This is a genomic window from Polynucleobacter sp. HIN8, from assembly GCF_030297615.1.
Classification (GTDB): domain Bacteria; phylum Pseudomonadota; class Gammaproteobacteria; order Burkholderiales; family Burkholderiaceae; genus Polynucleobacter.
The window spans coordinates 1,617,135-1,629,134 of the sequence record NZ_AP028139.1 but is presented as its reverse complement, the minus strand read 5'-3'; the positions used below and the strand labels follow the sequence as shown (position 1 = coordinate 1,629,134).

Genomic DNA, 12,000 nt, shown 5'->3' with positions numbered 1-12,000 from the left:
AATTTACACGCGATGATAGGGGTGACCTTGGAGGATCGACCAGGCACGATAGAGTTGTTCGATCAGCACAAGGCGAGCAAATGCGTGGGGCAGTGTCAGGCTTGATAGTTTCCAGATGTGGTTTCCATTCGCTTTGAGGCTTGGGTCAAGCCCATTTGCGCCCCCAATCAAGAAAGCAACATCTTGACCGTTCGTACGCCACTTCGTGAGGTGATCGGCAATCGCTTGGGTTCGAAGATCGATGCCATGCTCATCCAAGGCAATAACGACCGCACCCTTCGGAATCGCCGCGATGATCTTACCCGCTTCTTTGGCAGGGCTGATATCAGGCTTTAGCTCCTTAATCTCAATGGTGCAGTCGCTGGGCATGCGTTTTTGGTATTCCTGGCATGCTTTAGACACCCAATCTGGCATTTTGTGACCAACCGCAATAATCCAAAGACGCATGTTTATTCGTCGCCAGCGTCTTCACTGGCTTTGACTAGTTTCTTAGTGCCAGATAATTTGACCCGAACCGGTTTATCTCCCCAAAGCCCTTCCAGTTGGTAGTAGGCTCTGAGCATGGGTTGCAAAATATGAACCACAATATCACCGCAATCCACCAGAACCCATTCACCCGTCTCCAAGCCCTCGATCGAGATTACTTCGCCGCCTTTTTCAAGAACCTTTTCCTTCACCGATAGAGCGAGTGAGCGAGTTTGCCGATTACTGTTGCCCGTTGCAATGATGACTCGATCAAAAAGTTCGCTGAGCTTACTGCTGTCGTAGACACGAATGTCTTGTGCTTTGACATCTTCGAGGGCGTCAATGATGGTGCGCTGTAGTTTTTTGATATCCATATGGGTTTAAGAACTCATCTTACCTTGGATTGGTAGAGGCCTTTTTCTAGAATAATGTCCCAGACCGATTCTGGTAGCCATTGTTGAATGGCATCGGCATTGGGATGCTGGGCAAGTAATGGTCGAAGGCTACTCGATGCTAAATCAATCGATAGCTCCTCATCCAAATAAATAAGACCGCAAGATTGCTTGCCTAATTGCAATGCATTGGTGCTTTGATGATCCTCATAGTGAGTTAGTAACGGTGGATGGTCACGCAGTTGCACCTTAATCCGATAGGGTGGCCGATTCGCGACCGCTAAGTGGATGTAATGCATTAAGTCTCGCCAGTCATTCCAGGTGTAGAGCTGTAAAAAACTATCAGCACCCATAAGCCAAATGAGTGAAGTTTGATCGCCATAGTTCTGTCGCAGGGCTTTGGCGCTATCGATCGTATAACTGGGTCCAGCCCGATCGATTTCCATGGTGTTTACAGTAACTCGAGTACCTAAGCCAAGTTGTTGAAGCTCGAATTCTAGAACCTCAGCTGCTGCGAGCGTCATGGCATAGCGATCAACTGCTGGAGTGATGTGTGCACCCTTTTGCCATGGCTCACCGCTAGGTAACCACATGAGTTCGTCGAGCTTTAGGCGTTTAGCAAAATGCGCTGCAAGATGAATATGGCCCCAATGCGGCGGGTCAAATGTGCCCCCCAGGATGCCGATGGTTTTATTCAAGAATGATTCGCCTTAAGCCTCAGTTAGCCAATCGCGTGGCTTCAGATAGCGATCATAGAGGCGTGCCTCAGGAGTCCCCGGTTGGGGCTGCCAATTGTATTTCCAGGTGACAACGGGCGGCATGGACATGAGGATGGATTCAGAGCGCCCGCCCGATTGCAGACCAAAGATCGTTCCACGATCAAAGATTAGGTTGTATTCCACATAACGACCGCGACGGTATTCCTGAAAATCGCGTTCTGCCTGGGTATAGGGTTCTTGATAACGACGCTTGAGAATCGGTAAATACGCCTCGATGAATGCGTCCCCGACTGAACGCATCATGGCGAAACTTCTTTCAAACCCCAGTTCATTGAAATCATCAAAGAAAATGCCTCCAATGCCACGCGGTTCATCGCGATGCTTAAGATAAAAATACTCATCGCACCATTTCTTAAAGCGTGGATACAAATCGGCACCGAATGGATCGAGAGCGTCTTTAGCAGTTTGATGAAAATGCTTACAGTCTTCATCCACTCCGTAGTAGGGCGTTAGATCAAAGCCACCGCCAAACCACCAAACTGGATCTTGATTGGGAGCTTGGGCAATAAAGCAACGCACATTCATATGGGTTGTGGGTGCCTTGGGATTGCGCGGATGAAAAACCAAGGAAACACCCATTGCCTCAAAAGTGCGCCCAGCAATCTCAGGACGATTTTGGGTGGCCGCTGGCGGTAATTGATTTCCGCTTACGTGCGAGAACCCGACACCACCTTTTTCAAGGACATTGCCATTTTCCAGAATGCAGGTTCGCCCCGAGCCCTGCAATTTACTATCTTTAGGTTTTTCCCAGCTATCCGTAGCAAATGATTTGCCATCGACTGCGCCGGTTGCGCTAGTAATTCGGTCTTGTAAATCGAGTAAATAAGCCTTGACGGCCTGAGTATCAATCGTTGCTGCCATTCAATATCCTTAACTTGTTCTTACCTATTTACTTGAGGGCGCGAAAGCCAATATCGCTGCGGTACTGCATTCCATCAAAATGAATTTGTTCAATGGCAGAATACGCTTTTTGTTGTGCACCTTTTACGGTGTCCGCTAGACCAACAACGCACAATACTCGGCCACCCGAGGTGCGGAGCTCACCATCCTGTATTTTGGTACCCGCATGAAAAGTGATCTGATCAGTCGTTTCAACAGGTATTCCAGTAATTGCAGCACCTGTTTTGGGATTTTCTGGGTAGTTAGCAGCTGCTAATACCACTCCAAGAGCAATGCGCCGATCCCAAGTTAGTTCGACTTCGTCAAGTTTGCCGTCAATGGCTTTATCCAACGCAGGCACTAAATCGCTCTCAAGGCGCGCCATAATCGGCTGGGTTTCAGGGTCGCCCATGCGGCAATTGAACTCCAAGGTTTTAATTTGACCATTAGGCTGAATCATCAGGCCGGCATAGAGAAAGCCGGTATACGGAATCCCATCGGCGCGCATACCCTCCACGGTCGGCATGATCACTTCACGCATAGCACGTGCATGCACCTCGGGAGTCACCACTGGGGCTGGCGAGTAGGCACCCATACCGCCTGTATTGGGGCCTTGGTCGCCATCGAGTAAACGCTTATGGTCTTGGCTACTGGCAAGCGGTAAGACATTTTTACCATCGACCAAAACAATAAAGCTTGCCTCCTCACCTGTAATAAATTCTTCAATTACAACCCGTGCGCCAGCGTGCCCCAATTTGTTATCTGAGAGCATCATGTCAACCGCCATGTGCGCTTCGGGCAGACTCATTGCTACAACTACCCCTTTACCTGCAGCAAGACCATCTGCTTTAATCACAATAGGCGCACCTTTTTGATCAATGTAGTCATGCGCAGCTTCTGCATTGGTAAAGGTTTGGTAATCTGCTGTTGGAATACCATGACGCTTCATGAATGCTTTTGAGAAATCTTTAGACGATTCTAGTTGCGCTGCCAATTGCGTCGGACCAAAAATCCGCAAGCCCTGATTGCGAAAGACATCAACAATTCCGGCAGCTAAGGGGGCCTCAGGTCCAACCACGGTCAGGCCAATTTGCTCACGTTTAGCAAATGCAGCAAGCTCTTCCAGTTCAATGATTGGTAAATTTTCAATACCAGCATTTTTTTGATTAGCCGTGCCACCATTACCAGGAGCCACGAATACTTTTTGCACTTTCGGTGAGCGCGCTAATTTCCAAGCCAGAGCATGTTCGCGACCGCCTGAGCCAATTAATAAAATTTTCATAAGGAACTTTCTTGTTCGGGCTTAAAGGTTGGCGTTGGTATAGACCGCCTGGACATCATCTAAATTCTCAAGCGCATCTAACAATTTTTGCATCGACTCGGCTTGCTCTTCACTGAGTTCAACCTCTGTCGATGGGCGCATTGTGACCTCGGCTAACTCGGGTTTTAAACCTGCCACTTCCAAGGCATTTCGAATATTGCTGAACTCAAAGGGGTCGGTCATCACCTCCAGTGATCCATCGTCATGCGTAATCACGTCCTCCGCACCAGCCTCAAGGGCTAACTCGAGTAATTGCTCTTCATTCGTACCTGGGGCAAAAAGAAGTTGGCCGCAGTGTTTAAATAAGAAAGCGACGGAGCCCTCTGTACCCATATTGCCACCATGCTTTGAAAAGGCATGGCGGACCTCGGCTACCGTGCGAGTGCGATTATCGGTCATCGAATCCACAATCACGGCAGCGCCATTAATGCCATAGCCTTCATACCGAATCTCTTCGTAATCGACGCCATCGGCTGCACCCGTTCCACGAGCAATAGCACGTTGCACATTATCGTTGGGCATATTGGCATCTTTGGCCTTGTCGATTGCCAGGCGCAGACGCGGATTGGCGCTCAGATCACCTCCCCCTAAGCGGGCCGCAACAGTAATCTCTTTAATGAGTTTGGTCCAAACTTTGCCACGCTTTTCGTCCTGGCGGCCCTTGCGGTGTTGAATATTGGCCCATTTTGAATGACCCGCCATGGTGGCAATCCTTCTCTGATGAATAAATGAATTTCGACTTAGAACCATAATTTTAGGCAAAATACGGGCTTGGCTTAAAAAAATACACCCCAAGCATCGATTTCGATGAATTTGGAACAAGAACATTCAGGAGAATCTATATGTCAGTCATGAACACAAAAGCGATTCGGATCGATGAAGTTGGACCGCCCGAGGTCATGAAATACGTCGATGTTTCATTAGGTGAACCAGGACCCGGAGAGGTTCTAATTGCGCAAAAAGCATGTGGCTTGAACTACATTGATATTTACTTTCGATCGGGCTACTATCCCCAGCCATTGCCAGGCGGCATTGGCATGGAAGCGTCGGGCATGATTGAGAAAGTGGGTCCAGGCGTAACGCACCTTAAAGCAGGCGATCGCGTTGCCTATGCAGGTAGACCAACAGGAGCGTATGCACAGGCTCGCATCATGCCCGCAGAGGCGATTGTGAAGTTACCCGATGCGATCTCGTTTGAGACCGGAGCTGGCATGATGTTGCAAGGACTTACAGTGCAATATCTCCTAAACGATACCTATAAGGTACAGCGCGGTGATACGGTCCTCTTTCATGCGATTGCTGGCGGCGTTGGCTTAATTGCCTTGCAATGGTTAAAGGCAATTGGTGCCACGGTAATTGGTACGGTAGGCAGCCCTGAGAAGGCGGCGCTCGCCAAATCCTACGGTTGCGATCATGTGATTGAATACCGTACTGAAGATTTTGTCACGCGCGTAAAAGAGATTACTAATGGCAAAGGGGTCGCGGTTGCCTACGATGCGGTTGGCAAAGATACTTTCATGAAGACCCTTGACTGTATCGCGCCCCGTGGCATGGCAGTGAGCTTTGGTAATGCCTCTGGATCAGTTCCGCCGATCGATTTAGCGGTCTTGTCAAGCAAGGGGTCGCTAAAGTTAACTCGTCCTACCTTAATGACCTATGTTCATAACCGCGCATTACTGGAGCCAATGGCTAAGGATTTATTTGAGCGAGTGACTCAGGGTCAAATCAAGATTGAGATTAAGCAAACATATCCTCTAGCAGATGCTGTGCAGGCGCATCGCGATCTTGAGGGGCGCAAGACGACGGGTACAACGATCCTCATCCCTTAATTAGTTAATTTAGGCATTTTGGGTACAAGGCGATGAGATTGGTTAAAATCATCGCTTCAATCATGATTGTTAACTGTCCAACGTTAACGAACTTGCCTCGGTGATGGAATTGGTAGACGTGCCGGACTCAAAATCCGGTGCCGCAAGGCGTGTCGGTTCGAGTCCGACCCGAGGCACCATCAAATTTGATAATCACTCGACTCGCTCGACATGGCTTGTTCCACAATTTTGCGTGTGAGCGTGGGTGAAAAAAGCTCAATAAAAGTGAAGATAAACGAGCGCAGGTAAGCGCCTTGTTTGATGCCGATGTGCGTGACATTGGTACCAAAAATATGTCCGACCGAAATTGATTTCAGTTGCCGATCGCGTTCGGGATCTAAGGCAACCCCTGCCACAATCCCAACGCCCATCCCATTCTCGACATAGGTTTTGATCACATCCGCATCAATTGCTTCCAAAATGATGTCCGGGGTGAGATTGCGTTGCGCAAATGCCGCATCGATTTTGCTACGCCCAGAAAATGCTTTTGCATAGGTAATGAGTGGATACTTGCTTAAGAGCTCCAGGGTGATGGATTCATGATTCAGTAAGGGGTGACCAGATGGCACAACCACTGCATGTTGCCATTGGTGACTGGGAAGAGCCAAGACCCCAAGGGTATTGGCAAGCCCCTCCGTAGCAATCGCCAGATCCGCACGATCTTCAAGCAGCATTTGGGCAATTTGACTGGGGTTACCCTGCAACAGGCTTACGCGCACTTTTGGAAACCGCTTTGTAAATTCGCTCAAGACCTTAGGCAAAGCATAACGGGCCTGGGTATGAGTCGTGGCAATCACAAAGCTACCTTGGTCTTGATTGGCGTAATCATTGCCAACTCGCTTTAAGGTCTCGACTTCCTCCAACAGGCGTTCAATCGAAACTAAGATTCGCTTACCGGGTTCGGTTAATGAACGAATTCGTTTGCCATGGCGTCGAAAGATTTCAACACCCAACTCATCCTCAAGTTCAATGATCGCTTTGGAGACGCCGGGTTGCGAAGTAAATAGCGCTTTTGCAGCCGCAGTTAGATTAAAGTTCTGACGGACCACTTCACGAACAAAACGCAGTTGATGCAGGTTCATCCGTAAATATCCTTACGCACGGGCTACCCACTTTAGAGCAGCGATTGCTAACAGTAAATAAATCAATGGTGGAAAGATTGCGGTAAACAGGGCAGGAAGTGCGCCGAGTAAGCCGACGCTGGAGAAAAGGGTATTAAATAGCTGAAAACTCATGCCCAACATGATGCCACCAAAGACCTTAATACCAACGCTTCCAGCCCGTACTTTCATGAACGCAAACGGTAGCGCAAGAGCGAGCATCACAAAAATAATAAAGGGGTAAACCACTTTTTTCCAAAAGGCGATCGCATGGCGTTGTGCATCTTGCTTGTTTTCTTGAAGGTGCAAAATAAATTGGCCCAAACTGATGATGGACATCTTCTCGGGGCTGATCAGAAGAACATTAAGGATCTGTGGAGTAACTTGGGATTCCAAGCTCAGTTTTGGAATGGTTTTAGTTTGGGCGGTATAGACCGCATCTAAGGGGTCACCACTGCGTTTCTCAATAAATCGGGTTTCTGAAACATCATTTAGTTCCCAAATACCCGCATTATTAAAGCGACCGGACGCAGCGCTACGAATTGAAAGAAGGCGGTAGTTGGGATCAAATTCATACATCCGAATTTGACGAATTTGATCATCTTGATCAATCGAGCCAACATTGACATACCGAACCCCAGCTTTAATCGGACCCGCTCCATCCTGATCGCGTAATTGATCTTTGAGCCAAACGCCCGATCGAAACTGGGAGCTAAAAGTCGAGCCCAAGGCTTCCATTCGAATCCGCTCCGAGAGCCTCTCACTATATGGCCCTAAGCCCTCACTGATCGCAAGGGTCAATGCGACGATTGGTAAGGAAATTTTGGCAAGCGTGTAGAGGCTTTGTTTGATATCTAATCCAGCCACGCGAAAGATGGTGAACTCTGATTGACTGGCCATCATCGCAAAGACATAAATACTGCCAATTAAGCCAGCGATTGGAATAATTTCAACCATACGACTCGGCGCCTTCAAGAGCACATGCAAAAGTGCCAGCGGCAGTGTGTATTTTGAATTGACCGATCCCAGTTCACTCAGAATGTCAAAAAATAAGAAGAGTGCCAGAAGGGCAAACAAAATAAAGCCAAAACTCGCATAAATTTGCTTGGCAAAGTAACGCTCGTAAATTTTGGGAAAAAGCCAACTCATTTACTTTGCCATGCCCTCGGGAGTTGTCGTTGCCACCACTTCACGGATGGATTAATGCGATTACGAATCAAAACAAACGCCAATCCGAATGCAATCAGGTGAATAGGCCATAGACCAATGAAGAAGTCGATACGACCTTGCGAAACGTAATTTTGGCTAAGGTTTAAGAGGTTGCTGTACATCAGGTAAATGAGGACGGCATAAAACATGGCCGTGTAGTTTCCTAAACGGGGATTCACATAGGCCAAGGGAATCGCAATTAAGACTAAACCAAGGGCCATGATGGGTAGACCAATACGCCAGAGCAACTCTCCAAAGTTAGCGCGTCGGATGTTGGGATCCGACTCCTGGATTAGCTCAATCACATTTTTTTCTCGATCGCGTGGCGGTGGCTTACTGACTTCTTTACTTAAGATCTTGGTCTCGTATTCATCAAACTCTAAAATTCTGAAGTTGGCTTGGGTTGGTTGACCTTCATAGCGACGACCTTTTAAGAGAACCACACTTTTATCGCCGTTTGGGGCATTTTCAATGTAACCCGTAGCGGCAACCGCAACACTTAACTTTTGATTGCGCGTATCGGCCACAAAAATATTTTTAACTTCCCCCTTATCAACATCAAGATCTTCGATGAAAAAGACTCGCTCTGCCTTGGCAGATTCTTTGAATTGACCTGCTGCAACCATGGATACATCGTCGCGTTGTTGAAAGCGTTGACTAATCACACTCGACTCGCGATTTGCCCATGGCCAAACAAAAGCAGCCAGTAAGGCAATAATGAGGATGAGCGGAATTGCAAATCGCAGGATTGGGCCAATTAAATTAGTAATACTCAATCCACTCGCAAACCAAACGATCATTTCCGAGTCTTTATACCAACGAACCAGAACAATTAGGACGGCAATAAACAACGAAACGGTTAATAGAACGGCAAAGTAACCGAGGGTGGCTAGAGCAATTAACACTAAAGCGTCTTCGGGATTTACTGAACCACTCGCTGCAAATCCTAAAATTCGAATCACGAGCGTGGTAATCATGATGGTGACCAAGACCAAAAACACAGCACCTGTGGTCATGCTGAGTTCGCGGCGGAGGGCTTGTTCAAAGATCATGGTTACGGGGTCTAATTCTGCGCCTTTAATTCGGTCGGTGGATAATGTAAAAAAACCCTTAATGGTGAAAGACGATGACGATTCAATTTAGCACGAAAGTTCTTGCCGATAATGATTTTAAAAGCCCTAAGGGCGCCGCTGCGGTTTGTGGCTTAAGTGGCGATTGTTTGGTGGTGGCGTACCGAGCCAACGAACTCTCCCAGCTAGAGGCGCTTGATGATCTTCTCGGTGGGGCCATTTCAGAGGCCCGCTCAGTGGGGGACCTCGATGGTAAAGCAGGAGTATGCACCTTATTACGCTCCACTCGGGCGTGGGCCTTGAATAACGTAAAGCTCAAACGGGTTTTATTAGTAGGCCTTGGCGATAACGAGTCTTTAGGTGATTTTGCCAAGATTGCACGATCGATTCTGAAGGCGGTGAGTGGTGGTTCCATTCAGTCAGTGCTGTGGCACACATCCAGTTTTGTTGGAAAGCAAAAATCCAATCAAAGTCCAACCGCAATCGTAGAACGGATTCGTTTGTTAGCCCAAATTGTGGGTGATCAGGTTTATCGCTTTGGGGTTCGACAGGAACAGTTTAAGACGAAGCCTTTGGAAAAACCAGACGCTCTTCAGCAGTTCACCGTGCTTTCCAGTGCCAAGCAGGCATCGCTTGTGAAGGCAGCTGTTCACGAGGGATCGGCTTTGGTAGAGGGAATGAATTTGACCAAAGATCTAGGTAATTTGCCACCCAATGTTTGTACCCCAAGCTTTTTGGCACAGACTGCATTAAACCTTCCCAAGAAAACCAAGCTAAAGGTACAGGTGCTCAATCAACAACAAATTGAAGCACTTGGCATGGGTTCTTTCTTAGCAGTTGCTAAAGGCTCAGACACGCCCCCGCAGTTCATCATCATGCGTCATGATGGTGGAAAGGCGAATGAAGATCCGATCGTTTTGGTTGGCAAGGGCATTACCTTTGATACCGGCGGCATTTCATTAAAGCCTGGCGAAGCGATGGATGAAATGAAATACGACATGTGTGGTGCGGCATCCGTGTTTGGCACCATGTATGCGGTGTCTTTGTTGGGATTAAAAAAGAATGTGATCGGAGTGGTGCCAACCTGCGAGAACATGCCCTCAGGTCGCGCAACGCGTCCAGGCGATATTGTGAAGAGCATGTCTGGGCAGACCATTGAGGTTTTAAATACCGATGCTGAGGGTCGCCTGATTTTGTGTGATGCGCTAACGTATGTTGAGCGCTTTAAGCCAAATGTTGTGATCGATGTGGCTACTTTGACAGGCGCTTGCATTATTGCCCTAGGCCATGTGCATAGTGGTTTGTTCTCGGATGATGAAGTCTTAGTGAAAGCCTTGAGTAAGGCCGGTCATCAATCTTTAGATACGGTATGGCGTTTACCTCTTGATGCGGCTTACCATGAGCAATTGAAGTCAAACTTTGCAGATCTCGCCAATATTGGGGGGCGTCCCGCAGGGAGCGTGACCGCCGCTTGCTTCCTATCGCGCTTTGCTGAAAAATTCCGGTGGGCTCATTTGGATATTGCTGGAACTGCATGGAAGAGTGGAGCCGCTAAAGGGGCAACGGGTAGACCAGTTCCACTTCTCCTCAATTTCTTACTCGATCAATAAGCGCTTAGTGCTCAGCGAATGGCCAGAATTGATTTCCATAGTCATGTTTCGGACAAACTACTCTATTGCTGTCGCCTAAGTCGTAAAATTTTAGCGAGTACCCATCCTCAGGGATTGCCGCGCACTATCGTCATTACGGGTGGTGAGCAAGACCTAAAAGGGCTTGACGATTTATTGTGGACCTTTAGTAAAACCGATTTTTTACCTCACGCCTGGTTGCATCAAGAGGGCGCCCACGAGACTCCGATTTTGTTGGTTCATCACTTATCCGAGTTAGATAATCAGGCATTGGCGCATCAAGATGTCTTACTTTACTTGCACACGGAGGCACCACTTGGTCTTGATGCCTTGCTTGAGCGGTTTCCTCGTTGGATAGAAGTAGTTACGACCCAAGAGAATGAACTAAAAGCAGGGCGTGAGCGTTTTAAAGGTTACCGCGCCTTGGGGCATGAGCTCCATCACTTTGATCAAAGCAAGGCAGCAACTTAATGTTGATACACCCTCAAATCGATCCAGTAGCTCTCCAACTGGGCCCATTGGCGATTCATTGGTACGGAGTAATGTATTTGTTTGCCTTTGCTCAATTTTTGTTACTTGGGCGACTGCGAGTTCGCCAAGAACCCTACCAAGCGATGCGTTGGACTTTTAAAGATGTTGAGGACATTTTATTTTGGGGTGTACTGGGTGTAATTATTGGGGGCCGCTTGGGGTATGTGCTTTTTTATATGCCAAGTTTTTATCTGCAAAATCCAATCGCTATTTTTAAGTTATGGGAAGGGGGTATGTCCTTTCATGGCGGTTTATTAGGGGTCTTAATTGCCTTAGCGTGGTTTGCAAAGCGTCGTCAGATCTCCTATTTCGTGATAACGGATTTTGTAGCGCCACTCGTACCGCTGGGACTTGCATTTGGTCGTCTCGGAAATTTCATTAATGGAGAGCTGTGGGGGCGGCCTAGCGATTGGCCTTGGGCAATGGTCTTTCCGATGGTCGATCAAGTTACTCGCCATCCGTCGCAGTTGTATCAGTTTGCAGGCGAAGGCCTTTTATTGGCTTTGATTTTATGGCTATATGCGAGTCAGCCAAGACGAGTAGGGCAGGTATCGGGCCTCTTTTTACTGGGATATGGACTGCTTCGTTTTCTGGTGGAGTTTGCTAGGGAGCCCGATGCGTTCTTGGGCTTATTAGGCTTGGGTTTATCTATGGGGCAGTGGCTATCGATACCCATGATCGGTTTGGGAATTTACTTACTGCAGCGAAAGCCGCGCTAATAAACCATTTTTGGCCAATTGATTTAAACCTTTGTTAAA

At 47.9% G+C, this 12,000-nt stretch carries 12 protein-coding genes, 1 tRNA gene and 1 pseudogene; 5 read left to right on the top strand and 9 right to left on the bottom strand.

Annotation, left to right across the window (positions count from 1 at the left end):
• Window positions 1-3: 3 nt before the first annotated feature.
• The 6 genes and pseudogenes from rlmH to QUE65_RS08490 form a co-directional block, all read right to left on the bottom strand.
• On the bottom strand, window positions 4-447 hold the full coding sequence (gene rlmH, locus QUE65_RS08515; protein ID WP_286280653.1) for a 23S rRNA (pseudouridine(1915)-N(3))-methyltransferase RlmH: 444 nt from the start codon (window positions 445-447) through the stop codon (window positions 4-6).
• 5 nt (window positions 448-452) lie between these two features.
• Window positions 453-839 (bottom strand): annotated as a pseudogene (gene rsfS, locus QUE65_RS08510) (ribosome silencing factor); the annotation flags it as partial.
• A 14-nt stretch (window positions 840-853) separates the two neighbouring features.
• Window positions 854-1,555: a nicotinate-nucleotide adenylyltransferase gene (locus QUE65_RS08505; RefSeq protein WP_286280652.1), complete on the bottom strand. Its 702-nt coding sequence runs from the start codon at window positions 1,553-1,555 to the stop codon at window positions 854-856.
• A gap of 12 nt (window positions 1,556-1,567) precedes the next feature.
• A complete protein-coding gene (gene hemF, locus QUE65_RS08500) occupies window positions 1,568-2,497 on the bottom strand; it encodes an oxygen-dependent coproporphyrinogen oxidase (RefSeq protein WP_286280651.1) in 930 nt (309 codons plus the stop codon).
• A 28-nt stretch (window positions 2,498-2,525) separates the two neighbouring features.
• Window positions 2,526-3,797 carry a phosphoribosylamine--glycine ligase gene (gene purD / locus QUE65_RS08495; RefSeq protein ID WP_286280649.1) on the bottom strand — a complete coding sequence of 424 codons (1,272 nt, stop codon included), beginning with the start codon at window positions 3,795-3,797 and terminating at the stop codon, window positions 2,526-2,528.
• Between the two features lie 21 nt (window positions 3,798-3,818).
• On the bottom strand, window positions 3,819-4,538 hold the full coding sequence (locus tag QUE65_RS08490) for a YebC/PmpR family DNA-binding transcriptional regulator (RefSeq protein WP_286280648.1): 720 nt from the start codon (window positions 4,536-4,538) through the stop codon (window positions 3,819-3,821).
• A 149-nt stretch (window positions 4,539-4,687) separates the two neighbouring features.
• Between QUE65_RS08490 and QUE65_RS08485 the strand changes: the two genes are divergently transcribed.
• Together QUE65_RS08485 and QUE65_RS08480 are read left to right on the top strand one after the other, a co-directional pair.
• A complete protein-coding gene (locus tag QUE65_RS08485) occupies window positions 4,688-5,665 on the top strand; it encodes a quinone oxidoreductase family protein (protein ID WP_371817077.1) in 978 nt (325 codons plus the stop codon).
• Between the two features lie 94 nt (window positions 5,666-5,759).
• Window positions 5,760-5,844 (top strand) — tRNA-Leu (locus QUE65_RS08480).
• Here the strand turns inward: QUE65_RS08480 and QUE65_RS08475 are convergent.
• Genes QUE65_RS08475 through lptF form a run of 3 tightly spaced genes read right to left on the bottom strand, consistent with a single transcriptional unit; the run spans window position 5,845 to window position 9,065 of the window.
• Window positions 5,845-6,786, bottom strand: a complete 942-nt coding sequence (locus QUE65_RS08475; protein WP_215369868.1) for a CysB family HTH-type transcriptional regulator — start codon at window positions 6,784-6,786, stop codon at window positions 5,845-5,847.
• 12 nt (window positions 6,787-6,798) lie between these two features.
• Window positions 6,799-7,953 (bottom strand): LPS export ABC transporter permease LptG, encoded by a 1,155-nt coding sequence (gene lptG, locus QUE65_RS08470; protein ID WP_286280645.1) that lies wholly within the window; start codon window positions 7,951-7,953, stop codon window positions 6,799-6,801.
• Entirely contained in the window at window positions 7,950-9,065 is a 1,116-nt protein-coding gene (gene lptF, locus QUE65_RS08465) for an LPS export ABC transporter permease LptF (RefSeq protein ID WP_286280643.1), read from the bottom strand. Before lptF ends, lptG begins: the two co-directional genes overlap by 4 nt.
• An 80-nt stretch (window positions 9,066-9,145) precedes the next feature.
• On the opposite strand from lptF, the gene QUE65_RS08460 reads away from it, so the two are divergent.
• The 3 genes from QUE65_RS08460 to lgt are packed head-to-tail and all read left to right on the top strand — an operon-like array spanning window position 9,146 to window position 11,961.
• The gene (locus QUE65_RS08460; RefSeq protein WP_458574778.1) at window positions 9,146-10,693 is read left to right on the top strand and encodes a leucyl aminopeptidase; all 1,548 of its coding nucleotides are present in this window, start codon (window positions 9,146-9,148) and stop codon (window positions 10,691-10,693) included.
• Window positions 10,694-10,711: 18 nt separating this feature from the next.
• A complete protein-coding gene (locus QUE65_RS08455; protein WP_215369861.1) occupies window positions 10,712-11,182 on the top strand; it encodes a DNA polymerase III subunit chi in 471 nt (156 codons plus the stop codon).
• A complete protein-coding gene (lgt, locus tag QUE65_RS08450) occupies window positions 11,182-11,961 on the top strand; it encodes a prolipoprotein diacylglyceryl transferase (RefSeq protein WP_286280636.1) in 780 nt (259 codons plus the stop codon). The genes QUE65_RS08455 and lgt overlap by 1 nt, the downstream gene beginning before the upstream one ends.
• Window positions 11,962-12,000 lie beyond the last annotated feature (39 nt).

Coding starts and splice junctions, on each gene's coding strand:
- rlmH (WP_286280653.1), bottom strand. CDS start 447: ATGCGTCTTTGGATTATTGCGGTTGGTCACAAAATGCCAGATTGGGTG.
- hemF (WP_286280651.1), bottom strand. CDS start 2,497: ATGGCAGCAACGATTGATACTCAGGCCGTCAAGGCTTATTTACTCGAT.
- purD (WP_286280649.1), bottom strand. CDS start 3,797: ATGAAAATTTTATTAATTGGCTCAGGCGGTCGCGAACATGCTCTGGCT.
- QUE65_RS08490 (WP_286280648.1), bottom strand. CDS start 4,538: ATGGCGGGTCATTCAAAATGGGCCAATATTCAACACCGCAAGGGCCGC.
- QUE65_RS08485 (WP_371817077.1), top strand. CDS start 4,688: ATGAACACAAAAGCGATTCGGATCGATGAAGTTGGACCGCCCGAGGTC.
- QUE65_RS08475 (WP_215369868.1), bottom strand. CDS start 6,786: ATGAACCTGCATCAACTGCGTTTTGTTCGTGAAGTGGTCCGTCAGAAC.
- lptG (WP_286280645.1), bottom strand. CDS start 7,953: ATGAGTTGGCTTTTTCCCAAAATTTACGAGCGTTACTTTGCCAAGCAA.
- lptF (WP_286280643.1), bottom strand. CDS start 9,065: ATGATCTTTGAACAAGCCCTCCGCCGCGAACTCAGCATGACCACAGGT.
- QUE65_RS08455 (WP_215369861.1), top strand. CDS start 10,712: ATGGCCAGAATTGATTTCCATAGTCATGTTTCGGACAAACTACTCTAT.
- lgt (WP_286280636.1), top strand. CDS start 11,182: ATGTTGATACACCCTCAAATCGATCCAGTAGCTCTCCAACTGGGCCCA.